This window comes from Pseudoalteromonas sp. SR41-7 (assembly GCF_014163935.1).
GTDB lineage: Bacteria > Pseudomonadota > Gammaproteobacteria > Enterobacterales > Alteromonadaceae > Pseudoalteromonas > Pseudoalteromonas distincta.
On the sequence record NZ_JACJEF010000001.1, the window covers coordinates 360,112 to 378,926 of the forward strand.

The 18,815-nt window shown below is 37.8% G+C and carries 16 protein-coding genes and 1 pseudogene; 8 read left to right on the forward strand and 9 right to left on the reverse strand.

The features are described from left to right. Window positions 1–576: 576 nt before the first annotated feature. Together H5092_RS01640 and H5092_RS01645 are read left to right on the forward strand one after the other, a co-directional pair. Window positions 577–3,516: a TonB-dependent receptor gene (locus H5092_RS01640; RefSeq protein WP_182732787.1), complete on the forward strand. Its 2,940-nt coding sequence runs from the start codon at window positions 577–579 to the stop codon at window positions 3,514–3,516. A gap of 156 nt (window positions 3,517–3,672) precedes the next feature. Beyond that, complete coding sequence (locus tag H5092_RS01645; protein WP_182732857.1) at window positions 3,673–5,391, forward strand: SulP family inorganic anion transporter; 1,719 nt, start codon at window positions 3,673–3,675, stop codon at window positions 5,389–5,391. A 268-nt stretch (window positions 5,392–5,659) separates the two neighbouring features. On the opposite strand, the gene H5092_RS01650 is transcribed toward H5092_RS01645, so the two are convergent. Further along, window positions 5,660–6,187 (reverse strand): hypothetical protein, encoded by a 528-nt coding sequence (locus H5092_RS01650; RefSeq protein ID WP_182732788.1) that lies wholly within the window; start codon window positions 6,185–6,187, stop codon window positions 5,660–5,662. A gap of 621 nt (window positions 6,188–6,808) precedes the next feature. Between H5092_RS01650 and H5092_RS20585 the strand changes: the two are divergent. Next, window positions 6,809–7,045: pseudogene (locus tag H5092_RS20585) on the forward strand (sodium-independent anion transporter); the annotation flags it as partial. A gap of 53 nt (window positions 7,046–7,098) precedes the next feature. On the opposite strand, the gene H5092_RS01655 reads toward H5092_RS20585, so the two are convergent. Beyond that, complete coding sequence (locus H5092_RS01655) at window positions 7,099–7,776, reverse strand: glutathione S-transferase family protein (protein WP_024590248.1); 678 nt, start codon at window positions 7,774–7,776, stop codon at window positions 7,099–7,101. A 177-nt stretch (window positions 7,777–7,953) separates the two neighbouring features. Between H5092_RS01655 and H5092_RS01660 the strand changes: the two genes are divergently transcribed. The 5 genes from H5092_RS01660 to H5092_RS01680 all read left to right on the forward strand — a co-directional run bounded on the left by H5092_RS01660 (window position 7,954) and on the right by H5092_RS01680 (window position 13,210). Continuing rightward, window positions 7,954–8,724: a DUF1223 domain-containing protein gene (locus tag H5092_RS01660; protein ID WP_182732789.1), complete on the forward strand. Its 771-nt coding sequence runs from the start codon at window positions 7,954–7,956 to the stop codon at window positions 8,722–8,724. A gap of 306 nt (window positions 8,725–9,030) precedes the next feature. Next, window positions 9,031–9,711: a CsgG/HfaB family protein gene (locus H5092_RS01665; protein ID WP_076923668.1), complete on the forward strand. Its 681-nt coding sequence runs from the start codon at window positions 9,031–9,033 to the stop codon at window positions 9,709–9,711. Then, a complete protein-coding gene (locus H5092_RS01670) occupies window positions 9,711–10,058 on the forward strand; it encodes a DUF4810 domain-containing protein (RefSeq protein ID WP_008165258.1) in 348 nt (115 codons plus the stop codon). Before H5092_RS01665 ends, H5092_RS01670 begins: the two co-directional genes overlap by 1 nt. A 1-nt stretch (window position 10,059) precedes the next feature. Beyond that, window positions 10,060–10,737, forward strand: coding sequence for a DUF799 domain-containing protein (locus tag H5092_RS01675; protein ID WP_182732790.1), 678 nt, complete (start codon window positions 10,060–10,062; stop codon window positions 10,735–10,737). 295 nt (window positions 10,738–11,032) lie between these two features. Then, the gene (locus H5092_RS01680; RefSeq protein ID WP_182721474.1) at window positions 11,033–13,210 is read left to right on the forward strand and encodes a response regulator; all 2,178 of its coding nucleotides are present in this window, start codon (window positions 11,033–11,035) and stop codon (window positions 13,208–13,210) included. A gap of 3 nt (window positions 13,211–13,213) precedes the next feature. Here H5092_RS01680 and H5092_RS01685 read toward each other — a convergent pair whose 3' ends face one another. The 7 genes from H5092_RS01685 to H5092_RS01715 form a co-directional block, all read right to left on the reverse strand. After that, on the reverse strand, window positions 13,214–13,555 hold the full coding sequence (locus H5092_RS01685; RefSeq protein WP_024604747.1) for a YajD family HNH nuclease: 342 nt from the start codon (window positions 13,553–13,555) through the stop codon (window positions 13,214–13,216). Window positions 13,556–13,592: 37 nt separating this feature from the next. After that, a complete protein-coding gene (locus tag H5092_RS01690) occupies window positions 13,593–14,528 on the reverse strand; it encodes a hypothetical protein (protein ID WP_182721473.1) in 936 nt (311 codons plus the stop codon). Between the two features lie 85 nt (window positions 14,529–14,613). Then, window positions 14,614–15,228: an ACP phosphodiesterase gene (locus tag H5092_RS01695; RefSeq protein ID WP_182732791.1), complete on the reverse strand. Its 615-nt coding sequence runs from the start codon at window positions 15,226–15,228 to the stop codon at window positions 14,614–14,616. 213 nt (window positions 15,229–15,441) lie between these two features. Then, window positions 15,442–15,675 carry a ChaB family protein gene (locus tag H5092_RS01700; RefSeq protein ID WP_039485228.1) on the reverse strand — a complete coding sequence of 78 codons (234 nt, stop codon included), beginning with the start codon at window positions 15,673–15,675 and terminating at the stop codon, window positions 15,442–15,444. Between the two features lie 16 nt (window positions 15,676–15,691). After that, window positions 15,692–16,261 (reverse strand): superoxide dismutase family protein, encoded by a 570-nt coding sequence (sodC, locus tag H5092_RS01705; protein ID WP_182721471.1) that lies wholly within the window; start codon window positions 16,259–16,261, stop codon window positions 15,692–15,694. A 590-nt stretch (window positions 16,262–16,851) separates the two neighbouring features. Next, window positions 16,852–17,346 (reverse strand): general stress protein, encoded by a 495-nt coding sequence (locus H5092_RS01710; protein WP_002958042.1) that lies wholly within the window; start codon window positions 17,344–17,346, stop codon window positions 16,852–16,854. Between the two features lie 212 nt (window positions 17,347–17,558). Continuing rightward, the gene (locus H5092_RS01715; protein ID WP_182732792.1) at window positions 17,559–18,791 is read right to left on the reverse strand and encodes a cytochrome C; all 1,233 of its coding nucleotides are present in this window, start codon (window positions 18,789–18,791) and stop codon (window positions 17,559–17,561) included. Window positions 18,792–18,815: the final 24 nt, after the last annotated feature.

The window sequence follows — 18,815 nt, forward strand, 5'->3', positions numbered from 1 at the left end:
GCTGGGCTTTTTTTTGCGTAAAAATCTATTTATCGCTACCTAGCTTACCGCCCCCACCCCAGCTAGTACAAAATCAATATAAAAACAATAGAAAATTGGTATTACCAAAATGATTTTTAATTATTTTAACCTCTCCACTATTTCGCAAATTTATAAATCATTTAGAACTTTTAATGGTCGCTCTTCCAATTCAATATCACTTAAAAAGTAAACTAAACACGTATAAAAGTACGACATAAAATTTCAAAATAGTACTAACAAATGTATTAAATAGTACAAATAATATATAAAAATGCCTTTGGTAAAGATACTTCAATAAAATTCATTCAAAATACAAAAAATAAAAACACCCTATAAGCCATTAAATTTATTAAATATAAGAAAAATAAAAGAGGTTTTTGTAATACACATTGTGAAATTTTGGTAAACAAAGGTTGTAAATAAAGTTGAATTGGATTAATTTCAACCATACCACCTGTATGACACACTACAGGAAAGAAACAGTTAAATTGGTTAACCAAGCCAAGTAACAACACACACACAATGACGCAAGTCGTACCCAAACGGGAGAGATACATGAAACTCAATCAAATTACTTCAACATTAATTAATAAGCATAAAAGAAGTAGCTCTACAACAATCAGTGCCGCAGCCCTTTTATTAATGGCTTCTTCAAATATTGCAGCGCAAGAGGCTCCCGCAGCTTCAGAAACGGCAGCTGCAGACATTGAAGTTATTGAAGTAAAAGGCATGCTAGGCAGTATGAAAGCCGCCGCTATGCTTAAGCGTACTGACGGACGTATTGTAGATGCGATTGTTGCTGAAGACATTGGTAAGTTACCAGATAATAATATTGCAGAAGCGTTGCAACGTATTACTGGCGTATCTATTAATACCGATTTTGGTGTGGGTGACAGTGTTTCGATTCGTGGCTTACCTCAAAACCGTGTTGAATTAAATGGTCGCTCTACTATTGGTGACTCTCGTGACGGCATTAGCTTGCAAGATTACCCATCAAGCTTCTTAAAAACAGTAGAAGTAGTTAAGTCTCCTACTGCCGATATGATTGAGGGTGCATTAGGCGGAACAGTTAGTTTAAAGACAGTTCGCCCATTAGAGTTAGATAAACTAACTGGCGCAGTTTCATTAGATGGCGAATACGCTGATAAAACAGAAAATGTAGCTCCTATTTTTAGTGGTTCAATTGGTAACAACTGGGACTTTGATGAAATGGGTACCTTTGGTGCCATTGCTATGTTTTCATTCCAAGATCGCGAAATTCGCCAAGATGAAACATCTAGCCGTGTTAAACCTCAAGATATCGAAATTAATGGCCAAGAAGGTAATACACCTAGTGGCAACGCTATCGTAAGAGACGAGCACAGTGTTGAACAATACGTAGAGCAGCGTAAACGAACTGCTGTAAATTTATCTCTTCAATGGGCACCACAATCTGGTAATGGCATGGTGTATCTTGATTTAAGCGGCACAAAGCGCTCAGGTGAACAAGCTGGTAACTCTATTTTAGGTGTCGCAGGTTCACTATCAACAGATGCAAATACAACTCAAGATGCTAACGGCGTAAATAATTACACGTTAACAAACGAGTTTGGTATTCCTAAAACATACAGTGACTTTCGTGAAACTGACTCGTTTTCAAATGCACTTGGTGCAGAGTGGAACCTTACTGACAGTATCAAAATCTCTGGTGAAATTGCGGTAGCATCATCAGAAAGCGTAAGACCTGATTCTGAATTTACACTTCGCCCAATCGAAAAATCAACATTTGAAGCAAGTGGTGGAACTCAGCTAACAAATCATTTATATGATGGTGCATTTTCTCAAGACGGTAATAAATTACCAAGCATCATTCATTCAGATCCTAATGCATTTACTGACCCACAAAACTTAGCACTTCGTACGTTTAAAAGTGAAGATAGAAGAACAGACAATGACGAAACAGCTATTCGTTTTGATGTTGAAATGTTTGAGCCACTCAGCAGCTTAAGCTGGGTATCTAAAGTAAAAGCGGGTATACGTGTTACTAACCGCGATTACGAATATGAGCAATACAAAGTAGAAATTAAAGACATTTATAAAAATGCATTTAACGACTCAGACGGTTCGTTAGCCACTTTATGGGTTGATGACTACAACGCTGCTTTTTCAAATAGCTTTACAACAGTTAGCCACGACAACTCATTTGACCAATTAGGTCATTCGGGACAAAACGACCTACTAACCTTTTTAAGCTACAACGGTTTATCTAACCCGGCCAATACTTACGCTCAGCTTCAGCAGTTACTTGCAGGTACTAACCTAGCGTCAACAGGTAGTCTTTCAGATAACCAAGAGTTCCAAGAAAGCGCATACCGCAACGTAGTTGAAGATACTGCTGCCGTGTATATATCAGCCTACTTAGACTTTGATAACATCACTGCAATTGTGGGTGGTCGTTATGTAACTACAGATTTAGAATCAAGCGTATTTCTTAATGGCGAAAAAGTAACTGGCGACAATGACTACAGCGACTTTTTACCAAGCTTAAACGTAACGTATAACTACTCAGACGAAACATTATTCCGCTTTGCTGCTGCAAAAGTTATGCGCCGCGCTGACTTTAGCGAACTAAGCCCTGCATTTGACGTTAATAACGACATTACAGGTGCAACGCAAGGCTCTATTGATTTAGAACCATATCGTGCAACGCAATACGACTTATCTGTAGAGCATTACTTTGACCAAGGTAACGTAATTTCTTTCGCAGTATTTTATAAAGATGTTGAATCTTTCTTAAGTAACGAAAGTAGCTGTGTAGCGGCATCAAGCACTTCAACAGGTCAAAACGTAACTCAATGGAACCAAGTATGTCAGCTTGACGTTGCAGGTGTTTCACAAGACAACCTAGTTTACTCGGATGCAACTGACTTCCCAGTAGATGCTGATGGCTTTAACCATGTAGCAGGCTTACGTGACGCAGGACTAACGGGTATCGATACTGTTAAAAATGTAAACGGTGAAAACGGCTCAGTACAAGGCTTTGAAGTTGGTTATCAACAGTTCTTTACAGACCTACCTGGTGCATTTTCTGGCTTAGGCATTAACGCAAACTACACATACGCAGACAGCGAGCAACCAAACGGTAACCCGTTATTAGATATTTCTAAAAATACGTATAACTTACAAGTATTTTGGGAATACGAAGGTTTCTCTACTCGTCTAGCTTATAACTACCGTGACAGTTTCTTAGATACTGAAAACGAGAAACGTGTAGAAAATATTAACTCAGACGGCAGTATTTCAGCAGAAGGTACTGTTTACGGTAATAACTACCGTGACGACAGAGGCCAGTTAGACTTCTCTGCAAGCTGGGATATTAACGAAAACGTGACCTTAGTAGGTAATGCGACCAACTTAACGGGTGAGCCTTCTATTTACCTATCTGAACTAGGTGGTGCTTGGAAGTACACTGAAGCGGATCGCCGTTACAGCTTTGGTATTCGCGCTAAATTTTAATTTTCCCTAGAAACTAAAGCCTGCTTTTATGCAGGCTTTTTTACGCCTATAAAAAAGTGGCTTTATATTACGTAAAAAACACTCCCACCTAGCTATACTTATTTGAATATTAAATTTACTATCAAAGCGTTACTACTATTAACAGGAAAGGTTGAAGTGCTGTCGCGTTTATATAATTTTATGCCGGGTTTAGATACATTGCTGCACTACGAGCGACAATGGTTTGCTGATGATGTAAGAGCGGCGCTATCGGTAGCTGCCGTAGCTTTACCTGTTGCCATTGCTTACGCACAACTAACCGGTGTTAACGCCGCCGTAGGGTTATATTCTTGCATACTGCCAATGATGCTATATGCTCTTTTTGGCACTTCCAAACAACTAATAGTTGGCCCTGATGCCGCGACCTGCGCCGTTATTGCAGCCGTAGTAACCCCTCTTGCTGCAGGTGACAGCTTTAAACATTGGCAACTTGTTGTCACCATGACCGCTATGACCGGCTTTTGGTGTTTTATAGCTAGTAAATTTAAGTTAGGCGTATTAGCCGACTTTTTATCTAAACCTATTTTAATGGGCTTATTAAACGGCGTAGCCATCACTATTATTGTTGGTCAATTTTCTAAAGTATTCGGTTTTACCTTTGACGAGCGCTACCTACTTGAACGCCTAGGTGGTGTACCCACGTACCTAGCGCAAACACATGTTCCCACCTTGTTAATGGCCTTGTTCACATTGGCGGTTTACTTTGCCATGAAACGCATAAAACCCACGTGGCCTGCATCTATGTTTGCCATTGCTTTTGGTGCGCTTTTAGTATGGATTTTTGATTTAAAACAGCTTGATATAAAAACTATTGGTACCGTAACTGGCGGGCTTCCCGTTTTTAATACCCCTGTTTTTGATTTAGGGATTATTCGTGAGCTGGTGGTACCCGCACTTAACTTAGCCATCGTGAGCTTTGTTAGTATGATGCTAACTGCCCGCAGCTTTGCTGCTAAAAATGGCTACGACATAGACGCCGATAAAGAATTTAGAGCGTTGGGTATTGCCAATATAGCGTCAGCTCTTTCGCAAGGTTTTGCAGTCAGTGGCGCCGACTCACGCACCGCTGTTAACGATGCAACAGGTGGTAAAACGCAGTTAGTATCAATAATTGCAGCAGCTATTATTGCGCTCATAGCTGTATTTTTAACAGCCCCACTTGAATTTATTCCAAGCGCAGCGCTGGGTGTTGTACTTATTATTGCCTCTGTTCACTTACTCGATTTAAAAGCTGTTTGGCAACTAAAACGAAAAGATAAGCAGGCATTTTATCTCGCCTTAGCTACCTTACTAGCGGTGTTATTTATAGGCGTTATCCCAGGTATTACGCTTGCTGTATTACTGGGGTTATTTCAATTTATTCGCACTGTTATGCGCCCAACCGACAATATACTCGGCGTAGATGTTAACGGTGTAGTAAGAAGTTTAGACGCCACAGATAAAGCAAAAGCAGTGCAAGGCGTGTTTATCTATCGCTTTAATTCACCTTTAACTTATTTTAATGCCAGCTACTTTAAACGCAGATTACTTGAGCAATACGCAAGACAAAAAGACGATACACAATGTGTAATAATTGACGCTGTACCTTGCTTTACTCACTTAGATTTAAGTGTAATGGCCATGCTTGCCGATCTCGACGTTATATTTAAAAAGCGCGATATAAGGCTTGAACTTGCAGGTAGAAAACGCCAACTACTTTCGTGGTTTGATATTGCAGGAATGAAGTCAGGAAAAGAAGGTATATATATTCACTCCGATCTATATGTTGCGCTACAAAAAAATAGTGTAAGCCAGCCTACCGACGAAGTTGCCTTATTTGAAGCTCATACCAATTAGGAAGAATTAGCCGTGTTGTAAATTATAAACGGCAATAAAATAAAAAAGAGTAACTGTATTTTATGATTAGTTAAACAGCTAAGCCCCCTGATTGCCCTGTAAGTTATTTTCAATTCACTACATAAGCTATTTAATGGGCTAAAATAACTAAATTCTTAACAGGCTTCTGATATTGAAGTCACATCAATAGAGCAGCTAAGTTATAATACGGTTTAACCAACAACACTACTATACAACCTTGTTGGTTAAATTATTATGTCAATTAGCATTATAAAGTCGTCGATATTGATACAGCGTGTGGCTGCATAAGATCTTTTGCTTTTTCCATTTTCTCGTGGGAATCGGTATGTACAACAATCGCCCACAGACCCGAGCGAGTTGCTTCTCTTATATTATTGATCAAATCATCGTGATCTGGCCTTAACGAAAAAGCTCCAGCAATTAGTAAACCAACAAAAGTACAAAGAATACCTATCGAAACATATGTTTCTAGGATGTGTTGTTGTAAAAATTCAAACTCTAATAAAAAGAGTATACTGGCAATAATCACACCAACAACAAGACCAACTACGGCAAATACTAAGTGTGATTTCAACATAGTTTTAGCAATTTTTTTATCTTCAGGCTCAACCTTTTCATCGTAATGTTGATCGTGAGATGGAATTAGCCTTATGCTTTGTTTTACAAAATTCTCGTCATTATTTAAAATATCAAAGGTTGCTTTAGCTTTATGTTCGCTGTCAAAAATACCACCCACTTTAGTGGCTTTATCTCCACTGCTTATATTCGCTTTCATGGCTATTATCTCCGCATTAAATAAATAGTGGTTTAGTAAAACTACTAACACTCATTAATAAAAATTATTGATAATTGAAAATACGACTAATAAATTCACTTTATCATCATAAAAGCAATTGCAAGACTAACACCAACTTGATTGACGAGTAATAACTCAACTCCCAAAGTAAATAAGCTTACGTGTAAATTAGAGGTGGAGGGGTTATCCTTTGTTTTTTAATACTTTTAGTACCTATTTAAATTCATCGATTATTCTAACCTTATTATTTTTGTTGCGAACTCTGCACTACAATAATTAATGTCCATATAAATCACCGTGTAGAATATACAAAAAATATTTCAAACCTCGAAGCAACTAAAAAGTAATAATTCAGTATCGCCTTGTTGATAAGCCTAGCTATCAACAAGGTGTTAAATTAATAGCATACCCTCGGAGTCAAGTTTGAGGATATATGGCTTTAAGTTAGCCTAAATAATTTGTATTTGAATACTTATAACTTCATGAAGGCCCGTTTTTTATTTCTTTGGATCTATGCTTAAATTACTGTGGATGAACCATGTGTTCAACCTCATGCCAGTTAATTTAGCAATCACTTTAATCACATAAAAGAAAATACCAATCATTGCCGACCTCGACGTTATATTTAAAAAGCGCGATATAAGGCTTGAACTTGCAGGCAGAAAACGCCAGCGGCTCTCATGGTTTGAAATTGCCGGTATGAAGTCAGGAACAGAGGGCATATACATTCACTCAGACCTATACATCGCCCTAAAAAGAAATAGCGTAAGCCAGCATACAGAGGAAGTTAATTTATTCGTGGCAGATGAAAATAAAGAGGCGCTCACACATCCATAAAATACTAAACAGCAGATCAGCTAGCTGGCTCTGCTGTTTGTATTAAGTACTTTTTATACTTTAGGATAATTTGAAGGGAAAAACGCTTTTTTAGCGTCTTCATCAAACTCTTTTTTAAATGCTACATCAGTACCAATTACGCGTGCACGTGCAACCGCTGGGCGGCTATCAATGCTTTCAAACCAACGCTTAAGATTTGGATACGGTGCTAAACCTTCTTCGCCTAATACAACCGGTGCTTTATCGATCCAGCCCCAAGCAGAAACATCAGCAATAGTGTATGTATCACCCACAATAAAGTCACGACCTTCAAGATGTGTATCAAGTACTTCGTAGTGGCGCTGCGCTTCACGTAAATAACGGTTAACCGCGTAATCAAGCCCTTCTGGTGCCATATGTCTAAAGTGAACACTTTGCCCTGAATACGGACCTAAACCAGATGCGATAAACATTAACCACGACAGCATTTCAGCGCGGTCATCGCTCTTACCTTCTAGCTTTCCATATTTTTCAGAAAGGTACATTAAAATAGCATTCGAATCGAACACACGTGTTTCACCATCAACAATTGCTGGCGCTTTAGCGTTTGGATTAATTGCTTTAAATTCAGGTGTATGTTGCTCACCTTTTAAAGTATCAAGAGGAACAAGTTCAAACGGTAAGCCTGTTTCTTCTAAAAAGAGTGCAACCTTCATTGGGTTAGGAGTATGGTGAAAATAAAATTTAATCATGTAAAGTTCCTCAATAATTGAGCAACGATTAAAGCACAACTTGAGCGGGTGTTCAAATTAAGTTTTAACTAAGTAAAATACACAGTTAAAACGTGATTTAATTGTGAGTATTTCGTGATACTTCATTCGTAAATATCATTTAGGCTGAATGCAATATCAGCCTTTGCGAGAAGTAACATGCCTTTTAAAGCACTATCCGGTCCATTTTTAATCTCACTTGTTGGGTTAATAATTTTTTGCTTTCAAAGCCAAGCTGCTGAGCAAGTAACTATTTCCAGTACAGCTAATCAGACTACCTTTTTAGAGCTTTACACATCGCAAGGTTGCAGTAGCTGCCCACCAGCAGAGCGCTGGATTTCAACGTTTACAGATGATGAAAAACTATGGACTGATTTAATCCCTATTAATTTTCATGTTACTTATTGGGATTATTTAGGATGGAAAGACCCGTTTGCCTCTGCTGTTTTTAGTAAAAGACAACGCACGTATAAGGCACTCGGTAAAAGTAGGATTGTAGCTACTCCAGGATTTATGGTTAACGGCAAAGGGTGGCAAGGTTGGTTTTATAAACAAGCTATTCCTGTAGCTAAAGCCCGTTATTTAGGTAATTTAAAAGCGACTACAAACAACAGTAAAATTAATCTCGAATACGATACTGTTAATATCGAAGATAATACTAACCAAAACTTAATAGCCCATGTAGCTCTATTAGGCTTTGGCATAGAAACACAAATACACAGCGGCGAAAACGCAGGACATAAGTTAAAACACGACTTTGTTGTTATTGGCTACGAGCAAAATGACATGCAGACCAAGCAGCAATTATCATTAACTGGCTTAACCCTGCCTCGCGCTAAAAAAATATCGCCAACAAAGCAAGCCTTAGTGTTTTGGGTATCTAAAAAAGGCGACCCTACCCCACTTCAAGTTGCAGCCAATTGGTTTTAAAAATTAAAGTTAATTGAATAAAATTATTAATTAACAACTCAGCACGCAATAAATGTCCCTGTATATCAACTATAGAAAAAGGCTTTCAATAATTTAAAAACTAATGAATTAGCATTGTTATTACAAAGAATTTATTCTTTTTTATTGTGTGTATCTGTATAAAACATAAATAACATTGTATTTACATCGACTTTTGTTTATAAAGTAAGTTGAATGGACTCTTGAAATAAGTAATTGACTTATAAGTATAAAAATCAAGCGCCTATCAATAAAAACTTCTGCAATTATCTATATGGACAAAAATTTATGCGAATTAACCAAAGCCACATTAAAACAATTGTAATCGCTGCAATTACAGCTTCGTCTTTAGCTGGGTGTGCTACAACATCATCAAAAGTAATAGAAACACCAACTGTTGCTAGCTATAACACAACCTACTCAGGTGCAAAAAGCAAACTAGTCGTAGGTCAGTTTGTAAACCGTTCGAGCTTTCAAAATGGTATATTTGCATCAGGCCAAGACCGTTTAGGTAGCCAAGCAAAAACAACACTAATGAGCCACTTACAACAAACAAATCGCTTTAGTGTGCTTGATCGCGACAATATGGCAGCCCTTGCGGAAGAGGCAAAGTTAACAGGTACAAAACAAGTTCTTAGCGGTGCTAAATTTGTTGTAACTGGTGATGTAACAGAGTTTGGCCGTAAAGCCATTGGCGATCGCCAGCTTTTTGGTTTATTGGGTAAAGGTAAATCGCAAATTGCTTATGCTAAAGTAACGCTTAATGTTGTTGATGTTACTACATCAGAAGTTATTTATTCAGTGCAAGGTGCTGGTGAATACAGCCTATCAGAACGTGAAGTTATTGGTTTTGGTAGCACAGCTTCATACGATGCCACATTAAATGGCAAAGTACTTGATCTAGCTATTCGCGAAGTCGTTAACAAGTTAGTTACTGGTCTTGAAGCTGGCCAATGGGGCAATAAATAATGAAAAAGCTAATTACCTTAGCATTTGTTTGTATAGCCCTAACGGGTTGTAACTCAACGAAAGAACCTATTTACTATTACGGTGACTATAGCACTGCCGTATACGCCTATTTAAAAGCAGATGACGTAACAGCCGAAGAGCAAATTAGTATGCTTGAGCAAATTATTGCCGATGCCGCAAACAAAAGTAAGAATGTTGCACCTGGCCTACATGCTCACCTAGGTATGCTGTACTTTGAAACGGGTAATCCTTCATTAGGCACTACTCACTTCGAAACTGAGAAATCACTTTTCCCGGAATCAGTTCATTACATCGACTTCCTTCTAAAATCTGCGAAAGGCGCTTAATATGCTTAATTTAAAATCATACACAGCGATCGCATTAGTCGCATTACTCGCTGGTTGTGTTTCACCTCCACCAGCACATGACTACACAGCATTTAAACAAGCAGACCCTCACTCAGTTATTATTTTACCTCCGCTAAATAATACACCTGAAGTAATTGCACCATACAGTGTGATGACTCAAATGGTCGCGCCTATAGCTGAGTCGGGTTTTTATGTTTTTCCTGTTGCTTTAGTTGATCAAACCTTTAAAGGTAATGGCCTCACTGTTGCAAGCGACGTACACCAAGTACCGGCGAATAAATTACATGAAATTTTTGGTGCAGACTCTGCGCTTTACATCACTATTGAAGAATACGGCACTAGCTATGTTGTAATTTCTAGCGAAACAGCTGTAACTGTATCAGCCTCATTAGTTGATTTACGCACTGGCGAGCAATTATGGCAAGGCAAAGCAAGAGCCTCTTCAGCTGAACAACAAAGAAATGGCGGTGGTGGCCTTGTAGGTATGCTTGTTATTGCAGCAATCAATCAAATTGCTGAAACTGTAACCGATAAAGGCTTTGAAATCGCAGCAATGACTTCAACACGCTTACTTTCTTCAGATGTTTACAACGGCTTATTATATGGACCTCGTTCACCTAATTATGGCCAACCAGCACCAAGCGAAAAGAAAAAATAACTCTTAATGTTATTAACCTAAATCTTAAAAAGGCCGAATCATTAAATGGGATTCGGCCTTTTTAATAAAAGCTTACCTAGCTAAAAATCTTAGCAAAGTTACTTTTAAATATTTAGAGCAGATTTTAAAATAAGAGTTTAAAAACCAATATTAGTCACAATAGAAAAAACATTTCAAAAAATAATAATAGAGTAGCAAAATGCAATGTCTTTTTTTTAGCCGGTTCTACATGTTAAAGTTGTCATTATCACTAAATTACTCTTATAGTGAATCTATATAAATATTGAGCAATACTATGATAAAAGCACAAATACCAGCTGACGAAGAATCTAGATTAAAGGCCCTTTACGAGTATGAAATATTAGATACTGAAGCCGAAAAAGTATTTGATGATTTAACTCAACTTGCTTCTGATATTTGTGAAGCCCCCATATCACTTATAAGCTTAGTTGATCCACAAAGGCAGTGGTTTAAATCAAAGTATGGTATCGATGTAGACTCCACCGAAAGAGATATCGCATTTTGCTCTCATACAATACTGCAAGACCAAGTATTTGAAATACAAAACGCTCTACTTGATGAACGTTTTTATGATAACCCCCTAGTAACCAGCGATCCAAACATTCGGTTTTATGCGGGCACACCGCTAGTTACACCTAGTGGCAGCACAATTGGTACATTATGTGTTATCAGCGACCAGCCAAAAAAGCTAACTCAAACACAAATTAACGCACTGAAAATACTTGGCAAAGAAGTTATCGCACAACTTGAGCTCAGGTTAAACAACAGAAAGCTGGCCACTGCATTAAAACAGCAACAAATACATAATAAAAATCTTGAAGAACTAAAAAAAGAAGCTGACACAGCTAACACTCTAAAAGGTCGATTTTTAGCAAATATGTCTCACGAGCTAAGAACCCCGCTGCATGGCATTTTAAATTTAGCTGAGTTTGGACTAGCAGAGACTTCAAATATACAAAAAGATAACGCCCTAAAAAGTATTTTAAGCTCCGCGAATATACTCTCAAATATTGTAAATGACATTTTAGACTTTTCAAAAATTGAAGCGGGTAAGTTAAATATTGAGAATATTAACTTTAACCTGAGCGAAGTCATTAACAATGTAATTAATCCACTAATGAAACAAGCCACAGATAAAGGCATAAAATTTATTCCATCTATAGATAAAAATATCGCTACAACCCTAAAAGGCGACCCTGTCAGAGTTTCTCAAATTTTAAATAACTTATGCTCAAATGCGATTAAATTTACACAACAAGGCCAGGTAGAGTTTAAAGTCACTGTAAAGGAGAACCTCTTAAACACGCAAAATATTGTATTTGAAATAATCGATACGGGTATTGGTATTAGTAAAGCTGCACAGCAAAATTTATTTCAAGAGTTTCATCAGGCAGATTCATCTACATCTAGAAAGTACGGGGGCACGGGACTTGGCCTCTCCATTTGCACCAAGCTAAGTGATTTAATGAATGGCAAAATCAACTTCACGAGTAAAGAAGATAAAGGTTCTGTATTTACTTACCAACAAAGCTTTGAAACATCAGAACTCGATGAATTATTAAAACCAAATAAAGAAATAACCGATTTACAAGGGTGTACTATTTTGGTTGCCGAAGACAATAAAGTAAATCAAGTTGTCGTAAGTAAAATGCTACAAGCTCATAATGCGAAAGTAATATTTACCGAAAATGGCAAAGAATGCGTTGATTACTTTTTTGCCAACCATGTTGATTTAATTTTTATGGACATTCAAATGCCAGTGATGGATGGAGTGCAAGCCACTAAGATAATTAGGGAGCAACAAACAGGTAAAACAACGCCAATTATTGCCATGACAGCCAACACCATGAAACCAGATATTGAACACTATTTAGACATTGGTATGGATGGCTATTTAACGAAGCCATTTAATAAAGATCATTTAAATAGCTTGCTCAATGTCTATAATCCAAAAAACTCAAATCTCAAAAATTTAGCAGTTAAAGTTAGTAACCCAAACATTACGAGTGAACGTAAGCTAAAACAGATATGCAATGAGCTAAAAAAGTTAATTTCAAATGCCGACAGAGTCAGTCTATGGTTGTTTAATCACGACTATACTGCCATTAATAGCTTAATTTGCCTTGATGAAAAAAATGAGATAGTAAGTAATGCAGTTTTAAAAGCTGAAGACTTTCCTGCATACTTTGACTATATTTTAGAGCATAAAGTATTAGACGCATCAGATGCGAGAAACCACGAAATCACTAAAAACTTAACCAAGGTTTATTTTGAACCATCAAACATTTACTCCTTGCTTGATTACATCTACTTTATTGATAACAAACCACTAGGTGTTATTTGTTGTGAAAGTGTTGGCTCAAAAATTTCATGGAGCCATGCAGATAAACTGTCACTTATTAAAGTAGCTGATGTAACAACCTTGTTTTTATCCAAACAGTTGAAATCATAGTAGCTACTTTGATTTATTAAGCATCGCTTTTAAATCGGCAAATGGAGAATGCGTTGCAGCCTCAACTTTTCGCTCTGTAGTCGACCCGCCATACATAATATGTTCGTGGTATTTATTGTGCTCATTGTCGTGGCAATAAATACACAATAACTCCCAGTTACTGCCATCCTCTGGATTATTACTATGGTTATGATCTATATGATGCACCGTTAACTCTCGTAAATTAGAGTACTCAAACTCACGAGCACAACGCCCGCATACCCAAGGGTACAATCTTAAGGCTTTAATTCGGTAACCTTCCTCTTGCTTCACATAAGCCTGAGGTACTGCGTTATTCTTACTCATAGTATTCCTGGTAAATTTACTATTTTGGTGATCAATACTAAAAAAACTTAATTACTGACAAATCACCAAAAGAAGTATCTATATGCCGGCCTGTTTGCTCCCACGCGCGTAGTACGACCATAAGTTTTTTATTGTCGGAAGTCCAAGAAATTCCACCACCGTATGCTTCAACTTTTTCGGCGCCCGAATCTTTTAACCCCAGCCCAGGGTTTGTGTTTTGAATATGCCCTTTACCTACTTTGTATTCAGCAAATACGTGAACATTATGCGGTAACGAAAATGATAAAAGCGAGCCAATACTCGCCCCATACGAATTAGAAATTAACTTAGTGATCTGTGGCACAGGTGAACTTAAAAAATCAGCCTGAAACACAATATTATCTTTATTCTCAAGAGATACATGCTTGAAAGACCAAGCGCCAACAACACTTAACGACAAATCAAATTTGCTGCTTAGCTTTGGCCTATTAAGAAAAAAATGCTCAAACAAAGACTCTTTATTATTGAAGGTATAAAAGTTGTGTTGGCCAGATAGCTCAAACTTGGTTGAACGTGTATTTTGCGAGAAAATTTGATCCGTTTGATTGCCGCTTAAATTGCTAGCCGTGCTTTGCAGCCCTTCAAGCGTTTGATAGTTAAATGTGATTTTGTAATTTTTAAATTTTCTATACGAGAGCAGTATATCTAGTGTTTTTGTTTCAACGTCATCTTCAAAAATGTCGGCAGAGTAGCCAATTTCAATGTCGTTAATATCAAAAAACACACCCACACGCTGGTTATTTATGGGATCTAACGAAAACAGTATTTTTTGATTACTCTGCGCCAAGTCATCGTATATTAGCGCGTGGCTAGTGCTTGGGTTTGAAATAGTTGTGCGTACCGATTTTAAGTCGAAGTCGAAAGCCAATACAGCACCGGATTGAAATGCCGCTAAAACAGCAAAGCCCACAATAACCAAGTAATTGCGATTCATTAAAAACACTCAAAAATTAATTTGTATTAGAGTAGCGTGTTTTTCACCTTAACTTATCACAAAAGATTAACAATTGATGAAAACTTTAAATAATGCGCTTTATGCCATTTTTTGAGGGGCTTTCAAGGTCAAACTCATTCACATGCTTAATTAGCTCCGGGAAGAACGCTAAAAACACGGCTTCTAATTCATCGTAATTCTGTGCTATGTCATCAGCCGCGCCCGAAAAAGTGTTCGTAAAACGAATGCGTTTGGCTATATTATCAAGCGCAAGCCCTACTCCCTCAACGGTTTCGTACTCTTTAAACCAATCGTTTTTAGTCATACTTGTTACAACATGCTGCATTCGCGCTGGCATAACAGGTATACGGTTATTTAAAAGCTGATAGCTGGTGTACTTAAAATCACTTAAAGGTTGCTTGCTAAATCGTTGCCAATGCACAATTAAAAAGTGATCAAACACCACATCAATAGCCACACCAGCAAAGCGTTTACGCTCGGGTGAAAAGTATTGTTTAGCGTGTTTAACTGCGCGGTGAGAGTCGGTAAATTTATCAACTAAATAATGGTTATCGAGGCCATTTTTAACTGTGTTTGGTAAGTGCTTTACATGTCTTTTTCCACCAAAGTCACCCAACAGGTTCCCAAAGTGAGAATCGGCTGTGGGCTGCGCTAAATAAAGATGAGCTAAATAATTCAAAGTGTTCTCTGATTGGCTAATACAAATAAATAATAACGCAAATTTAAACCAAACTCACATTCGTGTTTAAAGCAGTACTTATGGTTTTGCTTACCAGTTTTTACTCAAACAGACTGCAAAGTATTGTATAAACAGCGCAACTATAAAACGTCTATATAAAAAGCCGCTATATCAGCTATGGCGGCTTTTTAATGCTTAAGCTTTGTTGTTAGTTTAGTTACTCGACTTTACCCAATTTCCATTATCATTTTTGCTATAACTATTTTTAACCGCCGACCAAGCTACTTTGTGCGCTGTTGTTTCGCGGTCATCATCGTTTTTTCTATCGCTAGGGTCCTTATAGGTATCCCACGCACTATTAAACGCCTCTTGATATATCTCTTGAGCATGTTTAGGTAAGTTACTTTTTACCGACTCAGGTAATTCATCACGATTTTTATATGGCATAACTTCCTCCTTATATTTACTCAATTACGCCACAAGCAACACGTTTGCCACCGCCACCTAATGGCTTTGGCTTATCTGCATAGTTATCACTTCCTTCGTGAATCATTACTGCGTGTTGTTTAAGTTTTTCAAGCGTGAGCCTTGGCGCTAAAACAGGCGATTTAGCTAGGCCACTTTCATTTACATACAACGCCGGTAAATCGCCTAAATGGCCATCCCCCCAAGGAGCATCATGATGCTCGCTAGCTTTTGGATCGAAATGCCCACCAGCGGCGCCCCCCGGCACAACTTTCTCGCCTTTTTTCTTGGGCTCACAACTAGCAAATTGGTGAACATGAAAACCATGCAGCCCCGGTGTTAAACCTTTTAAACTTGGTGAAAAAACAACACCGTTATCATTTTCTGTTAGTGTAATAGTACCTAGTGATTGCCCTTGGCCGGACTTAGTTACTTGGTGCATTTGAACTTTTACATTAGCCAGTGCACTATTTTGTAGTAACACACCGGTAAGTAGTATCGCAAAAGCTGGTTTTAAAACGCGGGTTAAAGGTCTTTTAGCGTTTGAATCAAACTGCAAACAATTCATCATCATCTCCTCGTTTAGTATCAAATTAATAAAGCAATAACGCTAAATTAAGCGACTATTAAACAAGTAGTTTCAATGTATATACCAGCCCTACGCGTAAACATGAATTTATGTATTATTTATTTTTAATCTATTGATTAAAAAGTAAATTTATAATTTTTATTAATTTTAAATAAATAGCTAGTTAATTAAAAAAACTGACTTTCACCCAAAAGTTAAACAAAAACCAAGGCATATTTACAAACAGAATGGCAACTTTACAAAACTCATAAAAGAAGATTACCGACGATCCAACCCAAAAAGACAAGCCAAGTTAAAAAGTAGCTATTAAAAAGGCCGTTATTATATAGGCGGTAGTTTCGAGAGTTGGTGTTGTTAGAGAGGCCTTACGACATGTAATAAAAAGCGCCTATCTAAATAAGTCTTTTCTATAATCAAAGCATGTTTAAAACCAATTTACTTATATATGGAGTTTATTTAATGATAAAAAATTACGTTAATATTTATAATTGCTCCGCCGTTAAAAACGAAAAAAAAAGGTGAAACTAAGTTTCACCTTTTTAATTAATTTTGAAACTAATTAGTTAGCATTAAGCCGTAGAAACGTTACTTGCGCCTGCATTGTTAAGTATTTCTTCAATAGCGTTTTTGTTGTCACTATCGTACTTAACACCAATTAATATAGAGCCCTTTTCAATGGCATCTTCATAATATTTAATTTCGTGCTCAGGAATAAACGCACCAATTGCAGCACCTAAAGTACCACCTACTGCGGCGCCTGCGCCACCAGCAGCAAATGCTGCGACTAATGGTCCGGCAACTAATAAGCCCGTACCACCTGTTGCTACAGTACCTACTGCAGTAAAACCGCCAATAATTGCAGCAAGAATACCACCTGAAGCCGCGCCTACAAGGCCACCTTCAGCGGCTTTTGTACCTTCGTCTACAGCAAAATCTTCCTTTGCGTATGAGTCGTTGGCTACAATGCTTATGTCAGCTTCATTAATACCTAAAGCTTCTAATCTATAAATTGCGAGTGTTGCTTGTGATGCACTTTCAAATAACCCAGTAATAACGGTACTCATAATAACTCCTTTATTTTATTTAAGAAAATACACTTACTACCAAGCAAAACCCAAACCACAAATTTAACTAATAAAAATCAATACCTTAAATAAATAATTGTATCAATTTACTTATTTAAAAGGTAAAAGTTGCTAAGCTTTGTAAAAAACTCCTACCTAATATAAGAAAACTTACTAGTAAGCAGTACGCAGCTTTAACATAAAATAAATTATTACTTACTCCACGTAATTTCAGCTAATTGGTTAGTTGCTGTTTGATGAATGATCAGCCCATTATTCCCCATGCGCATATGCCTAATTAAGCCAGAGTAAACTCCTTCTTTACTCGGAATTTGCCAGCTCTGCATAGTTTCGGTATTAAGGTCGAACCTTACTAAGGTTTCAGGACGCTTGGCTGACTCGTTAAACCAAATGGCGTTATCGGCATATTCAATTGCATACGGATGACTGTTTTCACCACTGGGATTATCCCACTGCGTTATTTTACCGTTTTTGGGGTTATAGCGGCCAAGTTTACCCATACCAGAGTTAACATAAAAAACTATATCGTCAGGCGTAATGGCTAATCGCCTAGTATGCGTTTTAGCGCCTGGGAGTTTTATCTCACTAAGCTCCATGGTATTTTTATCAACTTTAACCAAACAGTTACTACCATTACACGACACCCACGGCGTGCCTTTTGAATCAAGCTTAATACCATATGGCCGTGAGCCTTTAGTGGGTAAAGTAGCCAATTGAATATCGCCAGTTGTAGGGTCTAGCTTGCCAATCATATTGCTATGCTGGAGGGTAAACCAAAATATTCCGGCTTCATCAAATACACCAGTATGCGGGTCGCGGGCATTTTTATTTGGCATTTTATACACTTTAAATTTTTCGGTTTTTAAGTCTAAATATCCAACCGTGCCATTTTTATTGCCTAAAAACCAAGGGGTTTGATTTTTATCAAGCGACACACTGTGCGCATATGTACCACTTGGCAGTGTATACTCTTTCATATCGCCGGTTTGAGGGTCTAACCGGCCTAAAATATTACCCCACTGGCCAACCCACCAAATAATGCCATTTTTACCTTGCACCGGATCGCGAGCGCGCTGCCCAAGCGTTGGCACTTGCCAGTACTTAAAGCTAAGCTTTAAATCGCCGGTAACAACCTTAGATTCGCGCTTAGTGTTTACAGGATAATGCTCAGCTAAATAAGCGCTTATATCTTTATTAAGCGCAGTATCTGCGCCCGCATCAACCATATAGCTTATTAATGTTTGCCAGTCCTGCTGGCTATAACCCGCACTGCGCTCAAGATTAGTTAAACTATGGCAACTAGCACAAAGCTGCTCAACTAGCGGCCCCTTATCGTTGCTCAGCACTGGTAGCGGCACTGCCAAAGTGCCCGACACTGTCATTACCAAAACGTATTTATTAAATAAAAATCGATTTTTACTCATAACGCCCTCCCTTGTTTTTTAATA

Bases quoted from the DNA above. Each gene is read 5' to 3' on its own strand.
- H5092_RS01665 (WP_076923668.1), top strand. From the start codon at position 9,031: ATGCGAATTAACCAAAGCCACATTAAAACAATTGTAATCGCTGCAATT.
- H5092_RS01640 (WP_182732787.1), top strand. From the start codon at position 577: ATGAAACTCAATCAAATTACTTCAACATTAATTAATAAGCATAAAAGA.
- H5092_RS01700 (WP_039485228.1), bottom strand. From the start codon at position 15,675: ATGCCATATAAAAATCGTGATGAATTACCTGAGTCGGTAAAAAGTAAC.
- H5092_RS01675 (WP_182732790.1), top strand. From the start codon at position 10,060: ATGCTTAATTTAAAATCATACACAGCGATCGCATTAGTCGCATTACTC.
- H5092_RS01715 (WP_182732792.1), bottom strand. From the start codon at position 18,791: ATGAGTAAAAATCGATTTTTATTTAATAAATACGTTTTGGTAATGACA.
- H5092_RS01660 (WP_182732789.1), top strand. From the start codon at position 7,954: ATGCCTTTTAAAGCACTATCCGGTCCATTTTTAATCTCACTTGTTGGG.
- H5092_RS01685 (WP_024604747.1), bottom strand. From the start codon at position 13,555: ATGAGTAAGAATAACGCAGTACCTCAGGCTTATGTGAAGCAAGAGGAA.
- H5092_RS01690 (WP_182721473.1), bottom strand. From the start codon at position 14,528: ATGAATCGCAATTACTTGGTTATTGTGGGCTTTGCTGTTTTAGCGGCA.
- H5092_RS01650 (WP_182732788.1), bottom strand. From the start codon at position 6,187: ATGAAAGCGAATATAAGCAGTGGAGATAAAGCCACTAAAGTGGGTGGT.
- H5092_RS01655 (WP_024590248.1), bottom strand. From the start codon at position 7,776: ATGATTAAATTTTATTTTCACCATACTCCTAACCCAATGAAGGTTGCA.
- sodC (WP_182721471.1), bottom strand. From the start codon at position 16,261: ATGAATTGTTTGCAGTTTGATTCAAACGCTAAAAGACCTTTAACCCGC.
- H5092_RS01710 (WP_002958042.1), bottom strand. From the start codon at position 17,346: ATGAGTACCGTTATTACTGGGTTATTTGAAAGTGCATCACAAGCAACA.
- H5092_RS01670 (WP_008165258.1), top strand. From the start codon at position 9,711: ATGAAAAAGCTAATTACCTTAGCATTTGTTTGTATAGCCCTAACGGGT.
- H5092_RS01680 (WP_182721474.1), top strand. From the start codon at position 11,033: ATGATAAAAGCACAAATACCAGCTGACGAAGAATCTAGATTAAAGGCC.